Origin of the sequence: Pseudomonas sp. HMSC065H01 (genome assembly GCF_001815235.1) — a bacterium.
Classification (GTDB): domain Bacteria; phylum Pseudomonadota; class Gammaproteobacteria; order Pseudomonadales; family Pseudomonadaceae; genus Pseudomonas; species Pseudomonas aeruginosa.
The window spans coordinates 172755-193677 of record NZ_KV819899.1; the positions used below are offsets into that span (position 1 = coordinate 172755).

Annotated in this window: 18 protein-coding genes; 13 read left to right on the top strand and 5 right to left on the bottom strand. The window is 65.4% G+C overall.

The annotated features are described in order from the left end of the window. The first annotated feature begins 82 nt into the window (after nt 1–82). Nucleotides 83–2287 carry an adenosylcobalamin-dependent ribonucleoside-diphosphate reductase gene (locus tag HMPREF3014_RS19680; RefSeq protein ID WP_003146829.1) on the top strand — a complete coding sequence of 735 codons (2205 nt, stop codon included), beginning with the start codon at nt 83–85 and terminating at the stop codon, nt 2285–2287. Nucleotides 2288–2303: 16 nt separating this feature from the next. Next, nucleotides 2304–2993: a TSCPD domain-containing protein gene (locus HMPREF3014_RS19685; RefSeq protein WP_003096987.1), complete on the top strand. Its 690-nt coding sequence runs from the start codon at nt 2304–2306 to the stop codon at nt 2991–2993. Nucleotides 2994–3172: 179 nt separating this feature from the next. Here HMPREF3014_RS19685 and HMPREF3014_RS19690 read toward each other — a convergent pair whose 3' ends face one another. Then, nucleotides 3173–4123, bottom strand: coding sequence for a homoserine kinase (locus HMPREF3014_RS19690; RefSeq protein ID WP_003102827.1), 951 nt, complete (start codon nt 4121–4123; stop codon nt 3173–3175). A gap of 33 nt (nt 4124–4156) precedes the next feature. After that, nucleotides 4157–4447 carry a DUF2782 domain-containing protein gene (locus HMPREF3014_RS19695; RefSeq protein ID WP_003096984.1) on the bottom strand — a complete coding sequence of 97 codons (291 nt, stop codon included), beginning with the start codon at nt 4445–4447 and terminating at the stop codon, nt 4157–4159. A gap of 77 nt (nt 4448–4524) precedes the next feature. Here HMPREF3014_RS19695 and polA point away from each other — a divergent pair, with 77 nt between their 5' ends. Further along, on the top strand, nt 4525–7266 hold the full coding sequence (polA, locus tag HMPREF3014_RS19700) for a DNA polymerase I (RefSeq protein ID WP_003118455.1): 2742 nt from the start codon (nt 4525–4527) through the stop codon (nt 7264–7266). Nucleotides 7267–7529: 263 nt separating this feature from the next. On the opposite strand, the gene yihA is transcribed toward polA, so the two are convergent. Beyond that, nucleotides 7530–8177 carry a ribosome biogenesis GTP-binding protein YihA/YsxC gene (yihA, locus tag HMPREF3014_RS19705; RefSeq protein WP_003096980.1) on the bottom strand — a complete coding sequence of 216 codons (648 nt, stop codon included), beginning with the start codon at nt 8175–8177 and terminating at the stop codon, nt 7530–7532. 183 nt (nt 8178–8360) lie between these two features. On the opposite strand from yihA, the gene HMPREF3014_RS19710 reads away from it, so the two are divergent. The 7 genes from HMPREF3014_RS19710 to ampDh2 all read left to right on the top strand — a co-directional run bounded on the left by HMPREF3014_RS19710 (nt 8361) and on the right by ampDh2 (nt 14531). Next, nucleotides 8361–8654: a c-type cytochrome gene (locus tag HMPREF3014_RS19710; protein WP_003096979.1), complete on the top strand. Its 294-nt coding sequence runs from the start codon at nt 8361–8363 to the stop codon at nt 8652–8654. 45 nt (nt 8655–8699) lie between these two features. Continuing rightward, the gene (locus tag HMPREF3014_RS19715) at nt 8700–9305 is read left to right on the top strand and encodes a c-type cytochrome (protein ID WP_003102831.1); all 606 of its coding nucleotides are present in this window, start codon (nt 8700–8702) and stop codon (nt 9303–9305) included. 167 nt (nt 9306–9472) lie between these two features. Next, nucleotides 9473–10108: a thiol:disulfide interchange protein DsbA gene (dsbA, locus tag HMPREF3014_RS19720; protein WP_003096976.1), complete on the top strand. Its 636-nt coding sequence runs from the start codon at nt 9473–9475 to the stop codon at nt 10106–10108. 15 nt (nt 10109–10123) lie between these two features. Beyond that, nucleotides 10124–11002 (top strand): endonuclease/exonuclease/phosphatase family protein, encoded by an 879-nt coding sequence (locus HMPREF3014_RS19725; protein WP_003096975.1) that lies wholly within the window; start codon nt 10124–10126, stop codon nt 11000–11002. After that, a complete protein-coding gene (gene dgcP, locus HMPREF3014_RS19730) occupies nt 10999–13014 on the top strand; it encodes a diguanylate cyclase DgcP (protein ID WP_003102834.1) in 2016 nt (671 codons plus the stop codon). The genes HMPREF3014_RS19725 and dgcP overlap by 4 nt, the downstream gene beginning before the upstream one ends. Nucleotides 13015–13131: 117 nt before the next feature. Further along, nucleotides 13132–13722 carry a MarC family protein gene (locus HMPREF3014_RS19735; protein WP_070734416.1) on the top strand — a complete coding sequence of 197 codons (591 nt, stop codon included), beginning with the start codon at nt 13132–13134 and terminating at the stop codon, nt 13720–13722. A gap of 29 nt (nt 13723–13751) precedes the next feature. Then, complete coding sequence (ampDh2, locus tag HMPREF3014_RS19740; RefSeq protein ID WP_003096970.1) at nt 13752–14531, top strand: N-acetylmuramoyl-L-alanine amidase AmpDh2; 780 nt, start codon at nt 13752–13754, stop codon at nt 14529–14531. Between the two features lie 34 nt (nt 14532–14565). Here ampDh2 and HMPREF3014_RS19745 read toward each other — a convergent pair whose 3' ends face one another. After that, on the bottom strand, nt 14566–16353 hold the full coding sequence (locus HMPREF3014_RS19745; RefSeq protein WP_079383205.1) for a KinB sensor domain-containing domain: 1788 nt from the start codon (nt 16351–16353) through the stop codon (nt 14566–14568). Continuing rightward, on the bottom strand, nt 16350–17699 hold the full coding sequence (gene algB, locus HMPREF3014_RS19750; protein ID WP_003102840.1) for a sigma-54-dependent response regulator transcription factor AlgB: 1350 nt from the start codon (nt 17697–17699) through the stop codon (nt 16350–16352). Before algB ends, HMPREF3014_RS19745 begins: the two co-directional genes overlap by 4 nt. A gap of 474 nt (nt 17700–18173) precedes the next feature. On the opposite strand from algB, the gene HMPREF3014_RS19755 reads away from it, so the two are divergent. The 3 genes from HMPREF3014_RS19755 (at nt 18174) to gltP (ending at nt 20871) form a co-directional block, all read left to right on the top strand. Continuing rightward, the gene (locus HMPREF3014_RS19755) at nt 18174–18335 is read left to right on the top strand and encodes a DUF1328 domain-containing protein (RefSeq protein WP_003096961.1); all 162 of its coding nucleotides are present in this window, start codon (nt 18174–18176) and stop codon (nt 18333–18335) included. A 21-nt stretch (nt 18336–18356) separates the two neighbouring features. Then, a complete protein-coding gene (locus HMPREF3014_RS19760) occupies nt 18357–18824 on the top strand; it encodes an inhibitor of vertebrate lysozyme family protein (RefSeq protein ID WP_003114119.1) in 468 nt (155 codons plus the stop codon). A gap of 712 nt (nt 18825–19536) precedes the next feature. Further along, complete coding sequence (gene gltP, locus HMPREF3014_RS19770; RefSeq protein ID WP_003096956.1) at nt 19537–20871, top strand: glutamate/aspartate:proton symporter GltP; 1335 nt, start codon at nt 19537–19539, stop codon at nt 20869–20871. Nucleotides 20872–20923: the final 52 nt, after the last annotated feature.

The window sequence follows — 20923 nt, forward strand, 5'->3', positions numbered from 1 at the left end:
TTGCGCGCGGCGTCCCGATGACTAAGGTTGTCTGTTGCTGCCTGACACAAGATATTGATTCCCGTCAGGTACGGATAACTAGATGTTGCGTACGGTGGCCGGCTTCGGACGCCCCAACAACCATCGGGAGGTTAATCAGCGGATGGCCAAGACAGACGCACGCAGTCCCCGCACCGAACGCGGGACCATCGCCCTGCAGGACGCGTCGCAGGATATCTGGGACAAGAAGTACCGGCTCAAGAGCAAGGACGGTACGCCGGTGGATGCCAGCGTCGACGGTACCTGGCAACGCGTCGCCCGCGCCCTTGCCGATGTCGAGGAAAAGGCCTCCCGCGAACACTGGTACGGGCGCTTCCTCTGGGCCCTGCGCAACGGTGCCATCCCGGCCGGCCGGATCATCTCCAACGCCGGCGCCCTGGGGCACAAGCCGGCCACCTCGACCATCAACTGCACGGTGTCCGGGACCATCCAGGACTCCATGGACAACATCCTCGAGAAAGTCCACGAGGCCGGGCTGACGCTCAAGGCCGGCTGCGGCATCGGCTATGAGTTCAGCACCCTGCGCCCGCGCGGCGCCTACGTTTCCGGTGCCGGTGCCTACACCAGCGGGCCGCTGTCGTTCATGGACATCTACGACAAGATGTGCTTCACCGTCAGCTCCGCAGGCGGCCGCCGCGGCGCGCAGATGGGCACCTTCGATGTCAGCCACCCGGACGTCCGCGAATTCATCCGCGCCAAGCGCGAGGACGGGCGCTTGCGCCAGTTCAACCTGAGCCTGCTGATCACCGACCAGTTCATGCAGGCGGTGGAACAGGACGCCGACTGGCCGCTGGTATTCCCGGTGCACGTGAAGGAGCGCGACGAGATCGACCTCGACGACCCCAACGCGGTGGTCTGGCGCGAATGGCCGATCCAGGACGACTACGTCCAGCGCGCCGACGGGCTGGTCGCCTGCAAGGTCTACGGCCAGGTCCGCGCCCGCCACCTGTGGGACATGATCATGGTCTCCACCTACGACTATGCGGAGCCGGGCTTCATCCTCATCGACCGGGTCAACGAACTGAACAACAACTGGTGGTGCGAGGCGATCCGCGCCACCAACCCCTGCGGCGAGCAGCCTCTGCCGCCGTACGGCTCGTGTCTGCTCGGCTCGGTCAACCTCACCTGCTTCGTCGAGCAGCCATTTGGCGACGAGGCGCGCTTCGACTGGGACCGTTTCCGCGAAGTGGTGCGGGTGTTTACCCGGATGCTCGACAACGTGGTGGAAATCAACGGCCTGCCGCTGGAACAGCAACGCCAGGAAATCCTTGGCAAGCGCCGGCATGGCATGGGCTTCCTCGGCCTGGGCTCGACCCTGACCCTGCTCAAGCTGCGCTACGGCAGTCCCGAGGCCTGCGTATTCACCGAGGAAGTGGCGCGGGAAATGGCCCTGGTGGGCTGGGAAGTGGCCCTGGAGCTGGCCAGGGAGAAGGGCCCGGCGCCGATCCTGGCGCAGGACTACGAAGTCACTGCGGAAATGCTTCGCAAGCGTCCGGAAATGGCCGCCGATGGCTATAAGGCCGGCGACCGCATCCGCGGCAGCGTGCTTCACGCCAAGTATTCCCGCTACATGCAGCGGGTCGCCGAACATGCTCCGGAACTGATCGAGGCGTTGGCTGAAACCGGCGCGCGCTTCACCCACCACAGCTCCATCGCGCCGACCGGGACCATCAGCCTGAGCCTGGCCAACAATGCCTCCAACGGTATCGAGCCGAGCTTCGCCCACCATTATTCGCGCAACCTTATCCGCGAAGGCCGCAAGACCAAGGAAAAGGTCGAGGTCTACAGCTACGAGCTGCTGGCCTACCGGACCCTGGTCAACGCCCAGGCCCTGCCGGACAGCGACGACCCGGCGCGACGCCTGCCGGACTACTTCATCACCGCCGACAGCGTCACCCCGGCGCAGCACGTGGACATCCAGGCGGCGGCGCAGAAGTGGGTCGATTCGTCGATCTCCAAGACCGCCAACGTGCCCACCGACTACCCGTTCGAGGACTTCAAGGACATCTACCGCTACGCCTGGCACCAGGGACTCAAGGGCTGCACCACCTTCCGCTTCAATCCCGAGGCGTTCCAGGGCGTGCTGGTCAAGGAGTCCGACCTGGAGAAGACCCGCTACCGCTTCGAACTGGAGGACGGCAGCGTGGTGGAGTTCAAGGGCAACGAGCAGGTCGAGTACGACGGTGAGATCCATACCGCCGCCAACCTCTTCGACGCCTTGAAAGAAGGCTATTACGGCAAGTACTGAGGCCGGGGGAATCGATATGTCAGCAGTCAAGATCACGCAGAAGATCAAGGGCTTCAAGGTCGTCAACGAAGCCGAGGAGCAGGCCCTTGCCGCCGCCGCGGAAGCCGCGTCGGTGGTGCAGATGGACGAGACCCTGGAGCGCCCGGATACCCTGATCGGCGCCACCTACAAGATCAAGTCGCCGCTGTTCGAGCACGCGCTCTACGTGACCATCAACGACATGGTCCTCAATGCGGGCACGGCGCACGAGCAGCGGCGTCCCTTCGAGATCTTCATCAACTCGAAGAACATGGATCATTTCCAGTGGATCGTCGCACTTACCCGCATCATGTCCGCGGTTTTCCGCAAGGGCGGCGACTGTACCTTCCTTGTCGAGGAACTCAAGGCGGTATTCGACCCGCGCGGGGGCTACCTGAAGAAAGGCGGCATCTACATGCCTTCCATCGTCGCCGAGATCGGCGGCGTGCTGGAGCGCCACCTGACGGCCATCGGCCTGTTGCGTGGCCCTGAACTGGACGAGGAACAGCGTCTTTTCCTCGCGGAAAAACGCGCCGCCTACGAGGCCGCCCAGGGCACCAGCAAGGTCGAGCCGGGCGAAGGCTTCCCCGCCGGCGCGCAACTGTGCGGCAAGTGCAACAGCATGGCGGTGGTACAGATGGACGGCTGCGCCACCTGCCTCAACTGCGGACACTCGAAATGTGGGTGAGCACTTGAAAAACGCATGCGTTTTTCAATGCGAACGACCGGCCAGGATGGCCGGGCCGGGGGTGGGCTGAACGACGAAGCCTCGACAGGATGTCGGCTCGGCCTCACTCCGAGACGCCGAACCGCATGGTTTTTGAAGGGCGAACGGCCGCAGGACGGCCGTGCTCCTGTGGTTCCTGCCTACAACGCAAACGGCAAATGAATCTCCACGTTCTGCCGTTGCGCCAGGCGCATCTCGAACTCCGCCGGATCATGGATCAGCACGTCCTGTCCGGCGAACGCCTCGGCGGCGATCAGTCGCGACAGCCAGAAGCGCACGCAGGCGACCCGCAGCATGCTCGGCCAGTGCTCGGCTTCCAGCGCGGTGAACGGCCGGCGGTTGGCGTAGGCGGCGAGCAGGGCGCGGGCGCGGGCCGGGTCCAGGCTGCCGTCGGTATTGGAGCACCAGTCGTTCAGGGTGATCGCCAGGTCGTAGAGCATCCAGCCGGAGCAGGCGTTGTAGAAGTCGATCAGGCCGGCCAGGTGCGGGCCGTCGAACAGCACGTTGTCGCGGAACAGGTCGGCATGCAGGTTGGCGCGCGGCAGCGCTGGACGCTCGGCATCCAGCGCGGCGATCTCCGCCAGGGCCGGGGCGAGCAGGGCGCGGGCCTGTTCCGGTAGTCGCGGGGCGAGGTTGGCACCTTGTTCCAGCATCCAGGGCAGGCCACGGTCGCTCGGGCGTTCGAGGATGCGCCCGCGGGTGGCGGCGTGAAGGTGGCCGAGCAGATCGCCCACTTCCTGGCAGTGGTGGGCGTTCGGCTGCCGCTCGTGGCGGCCGGCCAGGCGCGGTTGCAGCAGCGCCGGCTTGCCTTCGAGACGGCGCAGGGCCTCGCCGTCGCGGGTGCGCAGGGCGTAGGGCACCGGCAGGCCGTCCTCGTGGAGCACGTCGAGCAGTTCGATGAAGAACGGCAGGTCCTGCACCGGGCCGCGCTCGACCAGGGTCAGGACGAACTCGCCGTGTTCCAGGCTGACGAAGAAGTTGCTGTTCTCGGAGCCTTCGGCGATGCCACGGAAATCCCGCAGGCGGCCCAGGTCGTAGGGGGCGAGGAAGGCTTCCAGGGTCGAGCGTTCGAGTGGGGTGAACACCGACATGTCAGCGCGGCCTCGCCAGGTTGGAAATGCACATCACCAGCTGAAGATCTCCCATTGTGGAATCAGCTTGTCCGGCTGGTCGGAGCGAATGAAGTTGCCATCGCTGCCGTCGGCGCGGACCAGGAAATAGGGTTTGCCATGCTTGGGAACCACCTTGATGGCGTAGAGGAAGCCATTCACGCGGTATTCCTGGATGGTCTTGTCGCCCTCCTGGCGGATGGTTACGTCGGGCTCGCCGGAGGGCGCGTCGTCATCCGCCGCCATCGCGACGAGCGGGGCGAACGCCAGCAGTCCGGCGAGCATCAAGCGGTTCAGCGTACGCATGGTAACCTTGCTCCTTTATCGAATCGTCCAGGGTTCATTCTACACGCCCTGGTCTCCGGAAAAGGTTGATTCCCCTCATGAGCCAAGCGCCCCTCGTCCTGGTGGACGGTTCCTCGTACCTGTACCGCGCCTTCCATGCCCTGCCGCCGCTGACCACCTCGACCGGCAAGCCCACCGGTGCGGTGAAGGGCGTGCTGAACATGCTCCTGAGCCTGCGCAAGCAGTACCCGGACAGCCCGTTCGCGGTGGTCTTCGACGCCAAGGGCCCGACCTTCCGCGACGAGCTGTTCGCCGAGTACAAGGCCAACCGGCCGTCGATGCCCGACGACCTGCGGGTCCAGGTCGAGCCGCTGCATGCCAGCGTCCGCGCCCTTGGCCTGCCGCTGCTGTGCGTGGAGGGGGTCGAGGCCGACGACGTGATCGGCACCCTGGCGCGCAGCAGCGCCGCGGCTGACCGCCCGGTGGTGATTTCCACCGGCGACAAGGACATGGCGCAACTGGTCGACGGGCACATTACGCTGGTCAACACCATGACCGGTAGCCGCCTCGACGTGGATGGCGTGAAAGAGAAATTCGGCGTCGGTCCTGAGCTGATCATCGATTTCCTCGCCCTGATGGGCGACAAGGTCGACAACATCCCCGGCGTTCCGGGTGTCGGCGAGAAAACCGCGCTGGGCCTGCTGACCGGTGTCGGTGGCGGCCTGGAGGTGCTCTACGCCAGCCTGGACAAGGTGCCCGAGCTACCGATCCGCGGCGCCAAGGGCTTGCCGGCGAAGCTCGAGGAAAATCGCGAGCAGGCGTTCCTGTCCTATCAACTGGCGACCATCAAGACCGACGTCGAACTGGACGTGGAGATCGACAAGCTGTATCCCGGCGAGCCGCAGCGCGAAGCGCTGATCGCCCTGTACCGCGAGCTGGAGTTCAAGAACTGGCTGGACGACCTCCTGCGCGAGGCCAAGGAGGCCGGCGAGAACGGCGAGGCGGAAACGCCTATCCAGGCCGAGGTCGACTACGACGTGGTGCTCGACCAGGCCGGATTCGACGCCTGGCTGAAGAAGCTGGAGGAGGCCGAGCTGATCGCCTTCGATACCGAGACCACCAGCATCGACGCCCAGCAGGCGCAGGTGGTGGGGGTGTCCTTCGCCGTGAAGGAGGGCGAGGCCGCCTACGTGCCGCTGGCCCACAGCTACATGGGCGTTCCGGAGCAACTGGACCGTGACGCGGTGCTGCGTGCGTTGAAACCGCTGCTGGAGGATCCGAAGAAGCTCAAGGTCGGCCAGCATGCCAAGTACGACATCAATGTCCTGGCCAATGCCAGCACCCCCATCGCGCTGCGGGGCGTAGCCTACGACACCATGCTCGAGTCCTATGTGCTGGACTCCACCGCCACTCGCCACGACATGGACAGCCTGGCCCTGAAGTACCTCGGCCACAGCACCATCCGTTTCGAGGACATCGCCGGCAAGGGCGCCAAGCAACTGACCTTCGACCAGATCGCCATCGAACAGGCCGGGCCCTATGCGGCGGAGGACGCCGACGTGACCCTGCGCCTGCACCAGGCCCTGTGGCAGAAGCTGGAGGCGATCCCGTCCCTGGCCAGGGTCCTGACCGACATCGAGATGCCGCTGGTACCGGTGCTGGCGCGGATCGAGCGCAACGGCGCGCTGGTCGACGCCAACCTGCTGGGCATCCAGAGCCGCGAACTGGGCGAGAAGATGGTCGCCCTGGAGCGCCAGGCATACGACCTGGCAGGGCAGGAATTCAACCTCGGCTCGCCCAAGCAGCTCGGCGCGATCCTCTACGACAAGCTCGGCCTGCCGGTTCTGAGCAAGACCGCGACCGGCCAGCCGTCCACCGCCGAGGCAGTGCTCGCCGAACTGGCCGAGCAGGACTTCGAGCTGCCCAAGGTGATCATGCAGTACCGCTCCATGAGCAAGCTCAAGAGCACCTACACCGACCGCCTGCCCGAGCAGATCAACCCGCGTACCGGACGCATCCATACCTCATACCACCAGGCGGTGGCGGCTACCGGGCGGCTGTCGTCGAGCGACCCGAACCTGCAGAACATCCCGATCCGTACCGCGGAGGGCCGGCGCATCCGCCAGGCGTTCGTCGCGCCGCAGGGCTACAAGCTATTGGCCGCGGACTACTCGCAGATCGAGCTGCGGATCATGGCCCACCTGGCCAAGGACGATGGCCTGCTGGATGCCTTCCGCCACGACCTGGACGTACACCGCGCCACCGCGGCGGAAGTCTTCGGCGTGCCGCTGGAAGACGTCAGCGGCGACCAGCGACGCAGCGCCAAGGCGATCAACTTCGGATTGATCTACGGCATGAGCGCCTTCGGCCTGGCCAAGCAGATCGGCGTCGAGCGCAAGGAGGCCCAGGCCTACATCGACCGTTACTTCGCCCGCTACCCCGGCGTCCTGGCGTACATGGAACGGACCCGCGCCCAGGCCGCGGAGCAGGGCTTCGTCGAAACCCTGTTCGGCCGTCGCCTGTACCTGCCGGAGATCCATTCGAAGAACGGCGCCATGCGCAAGGCCGCCGAGCGCACCGCGATCAACGCGCCGATGCAGGGCACCGCGGCGGACATCATGAAGCGCGCCATGGTCGCTGTGGATAACTGGCTGCAGGAAAGCGGCCTCGATGCCCGGGTGATCCTCCAGGTGCACGACGAACTGGTGCTGGAAGTGCGCGAGGAGCTGGTCGAGCAGGTGTGCGAGGGAATCCGCCCGCTGATGAGCGGAGCGGCGACCCTGGACGTACCGCTGGTGGTCGAGGCGGGTGTCGGTTCGAACTGGGACGAAGCCCACTGATGAACGGTTGCGAGGCCCGTGTGGCGGGCCTTGCGAGCAGGTCCGGAGTGCCCGGTGAGGGTGCCGTGGAAAAGTTTTTCGCGGTGCGCTGAACTTTCCCGTTTTGCCGACAGTCAGAACACACGAATGGCTTCTTGAGCCCTTCGATGCTCCTTTGCAGTGTTTAGTGTTGGCAGATTCCTGGACCCCGCCCTAGCGGTCCGGACTTGAACCCCGAACTTCCCCCTCCCCATACGAAGCTCGGGGTTTTTTTTGCCTGGAATTCAGGCTTCCTCGAACGCCTCTTGTTCCTCGTCCAGCAGGCCCAGCCATTGCGCCAGGACCATTTGCGCCTCGTCGACGCCCTGGCGCTTGGGCGCGGAGAACAGTTGCAGGGTGGCGACGTCGCCCCAGCCTTGCTGGACTTCCCGGCGTACCTTGAGCAGGGCGTTCTTGGCCGCGCCGAAGGCCAGCTTGTCGGCCTTGGTCATCAGTACATGGATCGGTAGCTGGCTGGCCTGGGCCCAATCCAGCATCAGTCGGTCGAAGTCGGTGAGCGGGTGGCGGATGTCCATCATCAGGAACACCCCGGCCAGGCTTGCGCGGCTGCTCAGGTAGGCTTCCAGGTGGCGCTGCCAGTGCTGCTTCAGGGGGATCGGCACCTTCGCGTAGCCGTAGCCGGGCAGGTCCACCAGGCGCCGCGAGTCGTCCAGGGCGAAGAAATTGAGCAGTTGGGTACGTCCCGGGGTTTTCGAGGTGCGCGCCAGGTTGGCGTGAGTGAGGGTGTTCAGCGCGCTCGACTTGCCGGCATTGGAGCGCCCGGCGAAAGCGACTTCCAGGCCTTCGTCGGGGGGGCACTGGTCGACCTGGGCGGCACTGATGAGAAAGCTGGCCTTCTGGCACAGGCCGACGATGGGGTTCTTCTCTGACATGGGTTATCCACAGGGGTGCGACTCGGTGTCGCGGGGGGCTGTTTCGTTTCCGTTTCGGTATCGGAAGTATATAATGCCGCGGATTTTGTGTGCGCTTTATCCCCCAGGGTCGAGCGCGCGCGGGAACGGACAGAGCATTTTCCGCGCGGTAGAACGCGGGCGTTCCCCCTGATGAGGACGATCATGAAGAAACTGCTGCTCGCAGCGACAGTCGTTGCGGTGGCCGTTACGGCGCAGGCGGCGCAGGACCCGGAAGCAGTGTTCAACCGGACCTGTGGCGCGTGTCACGACGGCCAGCTGCCGATGGCGCCGAAAAAGGGCGACCATGCCGCCTGGGAGCCGCGGCTGGCCAAGGGCATGCCGACCCTGGTCCAGCATGTGACCAACGGATTCAACGCCATGCCGCCCCGCGGCCTGTGCACCGACTGCAGTGCCGAAGACTACCAGGCAACCATCCAGTGGATGGTGAAGAAGTAGCCGAAGCCCACTATCTTTCACCCTTAGCCGTAATTGGATTAGCTGATGAACAAACTTCTCGTGAGTCTGCTGTTGACCCTGGGTCTGACCGGCCTTGCCCATGCCGCTGGCGATGCCGCCGCGGGCCAGGCGAAAGCCGCGGTGTGCGGCGCCTGTCACGGTGCGGATGGCAACAGCCCGGCGCCGAACTTCCCGAAACTGGCCGGCCAGGGCGAGCGTTACCTGCTCAAGCAGATGCATGACATCAAGGACGGCAAGCGTACCGTGCTGGAAATGACCGGGCTGCTGACCAACCTCAGCGACCAGGACCTGGCCGACATCGCCGCCTACTTCGCCAGCCAGAAGATGAGCGTCGGCATGGCCGATCCGAACCTGGTGGCCCAGGGCGAAGCGCTGTTCCGCGGCGGCAAGATCGCCGAAGGCATGCCGGCCTGCACCGGTTGCCATTCCCCGAGCGGCGTCGGCATCGCAACCGCCGGTTTCCCGCACCTGGGCGGCCAGCACGCGACCTACGTGGCCAAGCAGCTGACCGACTTCCGCGAAGGCACCCGCACCAACGACGGCGACACCAAGATCATGCAGTCCATCGCCGCCAAGCTGTCGAACAAGGACATCGCCGCGATTTCCAGCTACATCCAGGGTCTGCACTGATCGCTGCGTAGCACGGCAAAAAAGATGTATGAAAAAGGGTGGCCTCGGCTGCCCTTTTTTGCGCCCGCCATCGCTACAATGCTGGAACCCGTGACCGCTCCCCCCGGTCGAACTGACCGGGCCGAACCCGGCCGGAGAGCGGCACTGACCTCGCCTAGGAGTGAACGATGCGTAACCTGATTCTCACCGCCATGCTGGCCATGGCCAGCCTGTTCGGCATGGCCGCCCAGGCCGACGACTATACCGCCGGCAAGGAATACGTCGAGCTGAGCAGCCCGGTGCCGGTGTCCCAGCCGGGCAAGATCGAAGTGGTGGAACTGTTCTGGTATGGCTGCCCGCATTGCTACGCGTTCGAGCCGACCATCGTGCCGTGGAGCGAGAAGCTGCCGGCAGATGTCCATTTCGTGCGCCTGCCTGCCCTGTTCGGCGGTATCTGGAACGTCCATGGGCAGATGTTCCTGACCCTGGAAAGCATGGGCGTCGAGCATGACGTACACAACGCCGTGTTCGAGGCGATCCACAAGGAGCACAAGAAGCTCGCCACTCCGGAAGAAATGGCCGATTTCCTCGCCGGCAAGGGCGTGGACAAGGAAAAATTCCTGAGCACCTATAATTCCTTTGCCATCAAGGGCCAGATGGAAAAGGCCAAGAAGCTGGCGATGGCCTACCAGGTCACCGGCGTACCGACCATGGTGGTCAATGGCAAATACCGCTTCGACATCGGCTCCGCCGGTGGTCCGGAGGAAACCCTCAAGCTGGCCGACTACCTGATCGAGAAAGAGCGCGCAGCGGCCAAGAAGTAGGCAAGGTGATTCGGCATGTTGCGCCGCTGGCAGCGTGAACCTCGGGTCGCAGGTAGCTGCGACCCGCGAGTGAACCCCTCCTGTGACGATTCGCGGGAGCTGCCCGACGACGGCCGCCTGCGCCTTCTCAGCTTCAACATCCAGGTCGGTATCAGCACCGAGCGCTACCGCCACTACCTGACCCGCGGTTGGCAGCACCTGCTGCCCCACGCGGGGCGGGCGACCAACCTGAAGCGGATCGGCGAACTGCTCGCCGACTACGACCTCGTCGCCCTCCAGGAAGCCGACGGCGGCAGCCTGCGTTCCGGCTACGTCAATCAGGTCGAGCACTTGGCCCAGTTGGGGGCGTTCCCCTACTGGTACCAGCAGCTCAACCGCAACCTCGGGCGTATCGCCCAGCACAGCAACGGCCTGCTCAGCCGCTGGCGGCCGACCCTGCTGGAAGATCATCCGTTGCCCGGTCCGCCGGGACGCGGCGCGATCTTCGTGCGCTTTGGCGAAGGCGCCGACGCGCTGGTGGTAGTGATGATGCATCTCGCTCTCGGCGCTCGCACCCGCACCCGCCAGCTCGCCTATATCCGCGAGCTGATCGGCGACTACCGCCACCAGGTGCTGATGGGCGACATGAACACCCACGCCGTCGATCTTCTGGAAAACTCGCCCCTGCGCGACCTCGGCCTGATGGCGCCGCAGGTCGAGGCGACGTTTCCCAGCTGGCGGCCGCAGCGCAATCTCGATCACATCCTGCTCAGTTCCGATCTCGCTCTCGAGCGGGTCGACGTGCTCGACCAGCCGATCTCCGACCATCTGCCGGTATCGGTGGAGATTCGCCTGCCGGACAACCTGCGCGACAAGGCCTTGGTCGTGCGCGGGGATGCCGGGAGTCCGCCATGAGTCGCGACGACGTCCAGCGCTGGAAAGACAAGTACCTGGAGAACATCGAGCAGCAGGAGCGCCTGCAACGGCGCTGGGATGCCCGGATCGACCTGCTGCGTCGCGGCCTGGTGCGTAGCAGTCTGGCGGCCGAAGGCAGCGACAAGGCGGTCGACCAGTGCATGAAGGAGCTGCGCGAGATCCTCCGTCGCGACGACATGGACGCCGGCCTGTCGGGCCTGATTCCGCGCCTGGAAAAGGCCGTGCTCGACTCCGAACAGCGCCGCCAGCAACGCACCCAGCAGAACATCGATGCTCTCGGCGAACTGGCCCAGCAGTTGCTGGCCCTGGACCTGCCGCGGGAACTGCGCAAGCCGCTGAAGCAGTTCGCCCGCGATATCGAGGAGCGCGCCCGGCAGTCGCGCGAGATTCCGATCCTGCTCAGCGAGCTGAGCAGGCTGCAACGCCAGGCGCTGGCCGAGCGCAAGGGCGGCGATGCCGAAGACGGTCGCCCGAGCCTGTTGCAACGCCTGTTCGGCGGCAAGGAGTCGGAAACCGCCGCGGAGCCGAGCGCATCGGTGCCGTCCGTTGTGGCGGCAAGCAATACACCGATCCAACCGGCGGCGGCCGCGCCGTCCCTGCCGGTCGCCGAGCACGACGAGGCGCCAGGCGGTCCGCCGCAGCCGTTGCCCGCCCGCACGGTCGCCGCCATCGAAAGCGCGCCAGCGGGTTGGGTCGGGGTCGCCGAGCGTGGCGAGCCGAACCAGATCCTGCTGGATGAGCCCCGGGAAATCTGGCTCGACAGCCTGCCGCTACCGGCCGGCCTGAGCTTTAGCGAGACGCTGGAAGAAGCGGGTGCGGAGCCGTCGCCCGCAATGCCGGCGGACGTTGAAAGCGCGCCCGAAGCTCCGGCCACTCCTGTGGATAACCTCGACGGGCAGGCGGTAGACGAGGCCTACGAACTGCCGCCGCCGATACCGGAGCCCGGCTACAGCGCGGTGGCGCCGCACATCGAGGCCAGCCTGCTGCGGCTGCTCGACGGCCTGTCCCTGCCGAGCAGCCACCAGCCCCAGGCCGAGGCGCTGCGGGAGCGGATCGATGGCAGCCTGAACTGGTATGAGCTGGTGCCGGTACTCGACGACCTGGCGGTGCTGGTGCTGTCCCTGGCGGACAGTGGCCAGCGCGACTTCGAGGAATACCTGCGGCAACTCAACGAGCGCCTGGAAAGCTTCCTCGGCCACCTGGGCGACGCCCACGCCGGCTATACCGACGTGCTGGACAACGCGCGCGGCTTTGACCAATCGCTGCGTGAGCAGGTCAGTGGCCTGCAGGCCAGCGTGCAGCAGGCGACCGACCTGAACAGCCTCAAGCTGGCGGTGGACAGCCGGCTGAACGGCCTGCTTGCCTCCATGGACGAACACCAGCGCGAACAGGCCGAGCACGAACAGGAGGTGTCCGGCCGCCTGCAGGCGCTGATGGAGCGGGTCAACAGCATGGAGCAGGATGCCAAGGCGTTCCACAGCCACCTGGAGGACCAGCGACAGAAAGCCCTGACCGATCCGCTGACCGGCCTGCCCAACCGCGCGGCGCTCAGCGAGCGCCTGGAACAGGAAGTGGCGCGCCGGCACCGGGACGGCGGCGATCTGCTGCTGGCGGTGCTGGACATCGACCACTTCAAGCGGATCAACGACGACTTCGGCCACCTGGCCGGGGACAAGGTGCTGAAGATCATTGCCGGCGAATTGCGCAAACGGTTGCGCCAGGCCGATTTCATCGCCCGTTTTGGCGGCGAGGAGTTCGTCGTCCTGCTCCCGGCCACGTCCCTGGAAGCCGGCCGGCAACTGCTCGAACGGCTGCGCGCGGCGATCGCCGCCTGTCCGTTCCATTTCAAGGGCGAGCCCCTGAGCATCACCTGTTCCGCCGGCATCACCGCGTTCGAAGGCAACGAGGCCGGCGAAGCGGTTTTCGAGCGTGCCGACCAGGCGCTGTATCGAGCCAAGCGCGCCGGCCGGGACCGCCTGGAAGTGGCCTGAAGGGCGACCAGCGCACATTCCGACGACTCGGGACGGGCTCGCCTGCAGGTGTTGCCGCGGCTCGCTAGAATGGTCCCGCCCGGTAGAATGACCGGCTGTCCCGCTCTGGAAACTCCCATGGATATGTTCGGCGTCGCCGTCCTGATCTTTCTGGTCACCGACCCCTTCGGCAACATCGCCGTGTTCCTCGCCGCGCTGAAAGGCGTCGCCCCCGGGCGCCGCTTGCGCGTGGCGTTTCGCGAGCTGGCCTTCGCCCTGGGCCTGCTGCTCTTCCTCACCCTCGGCGAGCACATCCTCAGCGGCCTCGGCCTGTCCCGCGAGGCGACCGGGATCGCGGGTGGCATCATCCTGTTCGTGATCGCCATGCGCCTGATCTTCCCGTCGCCCCAAGGGCTGCTCGGCGAAGTGCCCGACGGCGAGCCGCTGCTGGTACCCCTGGCCACCCCGGCGGTGGCCGGGCCCTCGGCGCTGGCGATGCTGATCACCCTGCGCACCACCTTCGACGGTCCGCTGTGGGAGCTTTACCTGGCGGTGGTGCTGGCCTGGGCCGCTACTGCGCTGATCCTGCTGCAGGCGGCGTTCCTCCAGCGTTTCCTCGGCCCGCGCGGGCTGACCGCTATCGAGCGCCTGGCCGGCATGCTGCTGATCATGCTCAGCGTCGATATGCTGTTGGACAACCTGCGCAGCGTGTTGCACATCGCCGCCTGACCGCGCTGCCCATTTTTTTCGGAGTCATCATGCGTTCGTTCGTTCTACTGGCTTTCACCCTGTCGCTGCTGGCCGGCTGCTCCAGCGGCCCGCGCCTGAACACCGACTACACCTCGGCGAACCAGGACAGCCGCGTCCAGTTCATCGTCCTCCACTACACCTCCACCGATCTGCCGCATTCGCTGGGCATCCTCACCCACGGCGGCGTCAGCGCGCACTACCTGATCGGCGACGACGAGCCGGCCACCGTCTACCGCCTGGTGGATGAGAACCGCCGCGCCTGGCACGCCGGGGTCAGTGAATGGCAGGGCCGGACCTGGCTGAACGCCACCTCGATCGGCATCGAGATCGTCAACCAGGGCTATCGCGATACACCCCAGGGGCGGGTCTGGTATCCGTTCAGCGAAGCACAGATCCAGGCGCTGATCCCCCTGCTGAAGGACATCGCCAAGCGCCACGGCATCACCCCGGACCGGATCATCGGACACAGCGATATCGCGCCGGGCCGCAAGGTCGATCCGGGTCCGCTGTTCCCCTGGAAGCGCCTCGCCGACGCCGGCCTGGTGCCCTGGCCGAAGCCCGGCGAATTGGCGCGCCGGCTCGCCGAACTGAACGGCCAGCTGCCGGATGTGCGCTGGTTCCAGCAGCAGTTGGCGCGGCACGGTTACCTGGTGCCGCAGACCGGCGAGCTGGAGAAGGACACCCGCGACGTCATCGGCGCTTTCCAGATGAAATACCGTCCGGCCCGCTTCGATGGCGAGCCGGACCTGGAAACCGCCGCCCTGCTGCTGGCGGTGCCGACTTCCTGAGGCCTGTGGAAAAGCCTGCCGGGAGCGGGCCCGGTCACACCGGCAGCAGCATGTAGAAGCGCGCGCCCTGGCCCGGTTGCGAGCGCACCGCGATGCGCCCGCCATGCAGCTGGATGATTTCCTTGCACAGCGCCAGGCCGAGGCCGGCGCCGCCCTTCTTGCGTCCGACCTGGACGAAAGGCTCGAAGATCCGTCCTTGCTGGCTGAAGGGAATGCCTTCGCCATTGTCTTCCACCGCGATCAGCACCCGGTCGCCCTGGCGCCGGGCCTGCAGGTGGATCTGCCCGCCTTCGCTGCTATGGCGCAGGGCGTTTTCCAGCAGGTTGTCGATCACCCGCTCGATCTGCAGGCGATCGAGCTGCAGGCGCGGCAGTTCATCGCCCAGCTCCAGTTGCAGCGAGACCCGGCGGGCCTCGCCCTTGGGAATGAAACGCTGCTGCGCCTGGGTGAGCAGGTCGACGAGGTCGCAGGAAGCCAGTTCGAGCTTCTGCATGCCGGTCTGGTAGCGCGAGAAGTTCAACAGGTCGTTGATCAGCAGGACCAGCCGCGACATCTCTTCGTCCACCGTCTGGATCAGGTCCGCTTCCCGTGACTCCGCGGGGAAGTCCAGGCGTTCGCGGAGCAGGCTGAAGGCCATCTGCATGCCGGTCACCGGCGTACGCAGTTCGTGGGAGGCGCGCAGGACGAATTCGCTGCGGACCCGTTCGAAGGCGCGCTGCTCGGTCACGTCGCGGACCACCAGCACCGCGCCGACGCTATGCCCGCCGGGATGGGTGACCGGATACAGCGACCAGGCCAGCAGGCGCGACTCGCCGGCGACGTCCACCACCAGGTCGGGCATCGCCTCGTCCTGGACTTCGCCGAGCAGGGCCTTTTCCACCGCCTCCTGGACATCGACATCGCTGAGTATTTCGTCGATCCGCTTGCCATGGGGGTCGTTGGAGACGAACAGCTGGCGGATCGCGACCGGGTTGGCGTGTTCGATGCGTCCCTGGTTGTCGAAGATCACCAGGCCGTCGTCGATGCTGTCGAGTACCGCCTGCAGGCGCCGCTCGCCGGAAAGCACCTCTTCGACGCTGGTCTTGCGATACTGCCGCAGGGCCTCGGCCATCAGGCCGAAACGCCGGGTCAACTGGCCGACCTCGGCGACGTTGGTCATCGGCAGGGTCACGTCGAAATCGCCTTCGCCGATCCTGTCCGCCGCCCGCGCCAGGGTTTCGATCGGCGCGCCGAAGCGCCGGGCGATGCTGTGGGCGGTGACGAAACCGATCAGCAGGATGGCGACGCCCACCAGGCCAAGCAGGCCGGCGACCAGGTAGGCACGATGGCGGGCGCTGGTCTCGGCTTCGCTGATGCCGGCCAGCGCCAGTTGCTGCAGGTCCTGCAAACGCAGGCGCAGGCCATTGAAGGCTTCGCTGAAGCCGTCGTTGTCGGCCATGGGCGCCTCGAGCAGGGCCGGGGTGTGCGCCTGCAGTTGCAGGTAGGGGTCGCGGACGCCATCCAGGGCGGCCTGCTCGGCGCTGTCGACGGTATTCGCCCGGCCCTGTTCCAGGACTCGTCGGAAGTCGTTTTGCGAGCGCTCCAGGGCCTGCCCGTCGGGGGTTTCGCGGAGCAGTATGACCAGCTGGTCGCCGAGCAACTGGCGCAGTTGCTGGCTCACCTCGATGGTCGCGTAGTGGTGCGACATCCGTTGTTCCTGGGCGCGGCCGAGCTGCATCACGCTGAACAGCCCGAGCAGCAGGCCGAACAGCGAGACGGTGATCAGCGCGGAAATGCTGAGGAACAACCGGGTCCGGAGCTTCATCGGCAGCGGCATGCTCATAGGCCGTACTGCTTGCGCTTCCGGTACAGGGTCGAGGCATCGATACCGAGGGTCTTGGCGGCCTGGTCGAGGGTCGCGCTGGAGGCCATCACCGCCGTGATATGGGCTTTCTCCAGGTCTTCCAGGCTCAGCGATTCGCCGATCCGCGGCGCGCTGCTGGCAGATTGCGCAGCGCTGAAACCGAGGTGGTCGACATCCACCAGTTCCTGGTTGCAGATGATGCTGGCGCGTTCGATCACGTTGCGTAGCTCGCGTACGTTGCCCGGCCAGGGGTATTGCCGCATGGCCTCGCGGGCGGCTTCGCTGAAGCCGCGGGCGGGGCGGCCGTAGTCCTTGACGAAGCGGGCGAGGAAACGTTCGGCCAGGCCGAGGATATCCTCGGCGCGTTCGCGCAGGGGAGGCAGGTTGAGCACGATCACGTTGAGGCGGTAGAGCAGGTCCTCGCGGAACTGGCCCTGGGCGACCATCGCGCCCAGGTCGCGGTTGGTCGCGGCAAGGATGCGTACGTCGGCGCGGCGGGTCACCGGATCGCCGACGCGTTCGTATTCCTTGTCCTGGATGAAGCGCAGCAGCTTGGGTTGCAAGGTCAGCGGGAAGTCGCCGATCTCGTCGAGGAACAGGGTGCCGCCGTCAGCCTGGCTGACCCTGCCCAGGGTGCTTTCGGTGGCACCGGTGAAGGCGCCGCGACTGTGCCCGAACAGTTCGCTTTCCATCAGTTCGGCGGTCAGCGACGGGCAGTTGATGGTGACCTGGGGCTTCTTCGCGCGTTTGCTCCAGGTGTGGATGGCGCGTGCCAGTTCGCCCTTGCCGGAGCCGGATTCGCCGAGGATGAGGATGTTGGCGTCGGTCGCCGCTACCTGGCGCGCGGTCTCCAGTACCGCGGCCATGGCCGGGCTGTGCGATTCCAGGCCGTCGCCCTGGCGGCGCACTTCGTCCTCCAGGGCCTCCAGGCGCGCGGTCAGTTGGCGCACCTCCAGTTGCTTGGCGGCGGCCAGGCGCAGTTGGTCCGGGCTGCAGGGCTTGACCAGGTAATCCACCGCGCCGGCCTGCATGGCGTCGACCGCGGTATCCACCGCCGAATGCGCGGTGACGATCACCACGCGCATCCATGGCGCCTGGACGCGCATCTGGGCGAGAACGTCGAGCCCGTTGTCTTCGCCCAGGCGCAGGTCGAGGAAGCACAGGTCGAATACCTGGCGCTGCAACAGGGCCTCCGCCTGCGGCGCGCTGCTGGCGGTGGCCACGCTGTAGCCTTCGTCTTCGAGGCAATAACGGAAAGTGCGCAGGATCGCCGACTCGTCATCGACCAGCAGGATGCGCCCCTGTTTTTCGGAAGTGGTTTCCATCGTTGCTTTTTATCCTCTAGGGAATTCACTGCCATTCGGCTTCTGGGTTAGTCCCCGGAAAGCCCATGCAAGTTGCAGAGCGCCCCGCCGCCCATCCGGGCGGCCAGGGCGGCGTGCAACCTGCCGATGTCTGTTCTTGGGTTTTCGGGAAGCCGTGGCGGCTCCACGGATGGCTCCGGGTAGCAGGTGCCGGGTCGCTTCCCTGTTGCATGTGACAGCGTACCGCGCCGATCGTGCAAAACGCCCGGAATAATTTGTCGCGTCGTGCAGGATGAACTGCGCAGACTACCTGGGTTGTTTTATAACTTATTGAATTAAAAGTGTTTTTATTTTTCAGAAAGGCTGGCATGCGGCGTGCAATGAGGTAGTCACGGTCTCCCTGAAGAAAAAATGGACACAGGCCGGTTCGCTACCCCGATGGGCCTGGCCCCGAGGCGGTACCGACAGTTCCGAAGGCACACAGGAGAAAACATCATGCTTAGTTGGGCTATCACCTTTCTGATCATCGCCATCATCGCTGCCGTCCTCGGGTTTGGTGGCATCGCAGGTGCCGCCACCGGAATCGCGAAGATCCTCTTCGTGCTGTTCCTGGTGCTCTTCGTGGTCTCGTTCTTCTTCGGACGCCGTCGCGGCTAGCCGGATGCCAAGGAGAAAGCGATGCGACTCATGCGTAACCTGATGAACGCACTGCTGCTCGGTGCCGCCGCCAGTTCGCTGGCGGTGGCGGCCGACAGGGACGGCGAATACCGCCTGAACGAACTGCAGAGCACCGATGCCGGATACCGCAAGGCCTGGCAGAACCTGGTGGAAGACGAGAGCCGCTTGCCCGACTGGGTGATGAATCTTTCGGGAACCGCTACGCCGATGCATGCCGTCGACGACCAGGGCGACAAGTATCTGGTTGGCGGTCTCTGCGAGAAGTCCGATTGCAAGGGCCAGCGCCTGCTGGTCGCCTTCGATTGGGACAAGAGTCATGCCTACGGGCTCTACGTGCAGGTGCCCGAAGGGCTGCCGCAGGACAAGTCGCCGAGCAAGCACGCCAGCTTTCGCTGGCTGGGCAAGCCGGAACCGGCGGTACAGAAGATCCTCGACGAACAACTCAAGGCCGATCCGAACTGGTACTGAGGCGGAACGGGCTTGCGTGACACCGCCCCGCCCGCAGCGGGGCATGGCCAGGGGACCGGGATGCGCTGGGTGAGGTCGATCCGGCGGGTTCCAGGGGTACAGGGAGTACCTCCTTCGGGGTCGGGCCAGGCGAAAACGCGCCGGAGGGGAGCCACCGATGTCTCGCTGCCTTCCGGCGCGCTTCTATATATAGAAGGGGTACGATGCTCCGCCGTCCGGCGGAGCGTCGGCTTCCGCAGCGATACTCCGCGAACTTCCCTGATATCGATCAATGCCTGTGGATGGCGGAGTCGTTTTACAATCGACCGCCCGCGCGTTCCGAGGCGCCCTCCCAGAAGGGCTTTACCGCGCGGTTATCCACAGAATGCCGCTTATCCACAGCCGGCGATGGCGTGCCGGACGGCGTTGCGTGTCCTGCGACCATCCATCGCAGCGATGATGAGCGACTTTCAACTTCCCAGGATGGGCACGTGGCTCCCGGGCCTTGCACGGAGTGCCTTCCGCTCCCTGTTCTTGTACGAAAATCAAGGGCAATTTCCTGTGGGACGGACGTTTCATTAGTGATTTCTCATGCCGATTCGGCATGGGGCAGTCACTTACGGCATTAGACGGGGTAGGGGAGCGCATGAATCATTGCGCCCTTTCGCCTGTCGGGAGCGACTCTCCCGTTGGAGCGACTCCCGACTTCCACAAGAATTAAGGGTGACGAAACATGGGTAAAGCCAAGCTAAGCCTCGCCTGGCAGATCGTGATCGGTCTGGCACTCGGTATCGCCGTCGGCGCAGTGCTCAACCATTTCAGCGCCGAAAAGGCCTGGTGGATCGCCAACGTGCTGCAACCGGCCGGCGACATCTTCATCCGTCTGATCAAGATGATCGTGGTGCCGATCGTGATTTCCTCGCTGGTGGTCGGCATCGCCGGCGTCGGCGACGCGAAGAAGCTTGGCCGCATCGGCCTGAAGACCATCATCTACTTCGAGATCGTCACCACCGTCGCCATCGTCGTCGGCCTGCTGCTGGCCAACCTGTTCCAGCCCGGCACCGGCATCGACATGAGCACCCTGGGTACCGTGGACATTTCCCAGTACCAGAAGACCACCCAGGAAGTGCAGCATGACCATGCGTTCATCGCGACCATCCTCAACCTGATTCCCTCCAACGTCTTCGCCGCCATCGCCCGTGGCGAGATGCTGCCGATCATCTTCTTCTCGGTGATGTTCGGCCTTGGCCTGTCGAGCCTGCCCAACGACCTGCGCGAGCCGCTGGTGAAGGTGTTCCAGGGCGTTTCCGAGACCATGTTCAAGGTCACCCACATGATCATGAAGTACGCCCCTATCGGTGTCTTCGCCCTGATCGCGGTGACCGTCGCCAACTTCGGCTTCGCCTCGCTGCTGCCGCTGGCCAAGCTGGTGATCCTGGTCTACGTGGCCATCGTCTTCTTCGCCCTGGTGGTGCTGGGCCTGATCGCGCGGATGTTCGGCTTCTCGATCATGCGCCTGATCCGCATCTTCAAGGACGACCTGGTCCTCGCCTATTCCACCGCCAGCTCGGAAACCGTGCTGCCGCGCATCATCGAGAAAATGGAAGCCTACGGCGCGCCGAAGGCGATCAGCAGCTTCGTGGTGCCCACCGGCTACTCCTTCAACCTCGATGGCTCGACCCTGTACCAGAGCATCGCGGCGATCTTCATCGCGCAGCTCTACGGCATCGACCTGTCCATCGGCCAGCAGATCATGCTGGTGCTGACCCTGATGGTGACCTCCAAGGGTATCGCCGGCGTGCCGGGCGTATCCTTCGTGGTGCTGCTCGCCACCCTGGGCAGCGTCGGCATCCCGCTCGAGGGCCTGGCCTTCATCGCCGGCGTGGACCGCATCATGGACATGGCGCGCACCGCCCTCAACGTGATCGGCAATGCCCTCGCGGTGCTGGTCATCTCCAAGTGGGAAGGCATGTACGACGCGGCCAAGGGCCAGCGCTACTGGGATTCGCTGCCGCACCTGCGGCAGGCGGTCGGCGAAGCCAAGGGCAAGCAGGCCACCCTCGAATAAGGCGGCTTCCCGCCCAGGAGGCCCCGGCATCGTCCGGGGCCTCGGCGTTTCT

What these genes read in the sequence shown, in the direction of transcription:
- polA (WP_003118455.1), top strand. Translation starts at nt 4,525, where the DNA reads ATGAGCCAAGCGCCCCTCGTCCTGGTGGACGGTTCCTCGTACCTGTAC.
- yihA (WP_003096980.1), bottom strand. Translation starts at nt 8,177, where the DNA reads ATGTCAGAGAAGAACCCCATCGTCGGCCTGTGCCAGAAGGCCAGCTTT.
- HMPREF3014_RS19755 (WP_003096961.1), top strand. Translation starts at nt 18,174, where the DNA reads ATGCTTAGTTGGGCTATCACCTTTCTGATCATCGCCATCATCGCTGCC.
- HMPREF3014_RS19715 (WP_003102831.1), top strand. Translation starts at nt 8,700, where the DNA reads ATGAACAAACTTCTCGTGAGTCTGCTGTTGACCCTGGGTCTGACCGGC.
- HMPREF3014_RS19760 (WP_003114119.1), top strand. Translation starts at nt 18,357, where the DNA reads ATGCGACTCATGCGTAACCTGATGAACGCACTGCTGCTCGGTGCCGCC.
- HMPREF3014_RS19690 (WP_003102827.1), bottom strand. Translation starts at nt 4,123, where the DNA reads ATGTCGGTGTTCACCCCACTCGAACGCTCGACCCTGGAAGCCTTCCTC.
- dgcP (WP_003102834.1), top strand. Translation starts at nt 10,999, where the DNA reads ATGAGTCGCGACGACGTCCAGCGCTGGAAAGACAAGTACCTGGAGAAC.
- HMPREF3014_RS19710 (WP_003096979.1), top strand. Translation starts at nt 8,361, where the DNA reads ATGAAGAAACTGCTGCTCGCAGCGACAGTCGTTGCGGTGGCCGTTACG.
- HMPREF3014_RS19735 (WP_070734416.1), top strand. Translation starts at nt 13,132, where the DNA reads ATGGATATGTTCGGCGTCGCCGTCCTGATCTTTCTGGTCACCGACCCC.
- HMPREF3014_RS19695 (WP_003096984.1), bottom strand. Translation starts at nt 4,447, where the DNA reads ATGCGTACGCTGAACCGCTTGATGCTCGCCGGACTGCTGGCGTTCGCC.
- gltP (WP_003096956.1), top strand. Translation starts at nt 19,537, where the DNA reads ATGGGTAAAGCCAAGCTAAGCCTCGCCTGGCAGATCGTGATCGGTCTG.
- ampDh2 (WP_003096970.1), top strand. Translation starts at nt 13,752, where the DNA reads ATGCGTTCGTTCGTTCTACTGGCTTTCACCCTGTCGCTGCTGGCCGGC.
- dsbA (WP_003096976.1), top strand. Translation starts at nt 9,473, where the DNA reads ATGCGTAACCTGATTCTCACCGCCATGCTGGCCATGGCCAGCCTGTTC.
- algB (WP_003102840.1), bottom strand. Translation starts at nt 17,699, where the DNA reads ATGGAAACCACTTCCGAAAAACAGGGGCGCATCCTGCTGGTCGATGAC.
- HMPREF3014_RS19725 (WP_003096975.1), top strand. Translation starts at nt 10,124, where the DNA reads ATGTTGCGCCGCTGGCAGCGTGAACCTCGGGTCGCAGGTAGCTGCGAC.
- HMPREF3014_RS19685 (WP_003096987.1), top strand. Translation starts at nt 2,304, where the DNA reads ATGTCAGCAGTCAAGATCACGCAGAAGATCAAGGGCTTCAAGGTCGTC.
- HMPREF3014_RS19680 (WP_003146829.1), top strand. Translation starts at nt 83, where the DNA reads ATGTTGCGTACGGTGGCCGGCTTCGGACGCCCCAACAACCATCGGGAG.
- HMPREF3014_RS19745 (WP_079383205.1), bottom strand. Translation starts at nt 16,353, where the DNA reads ATGAGCATGCCGCTGCCGATGAAGCTCCGGACCCGGTTGTTCCTCAGC.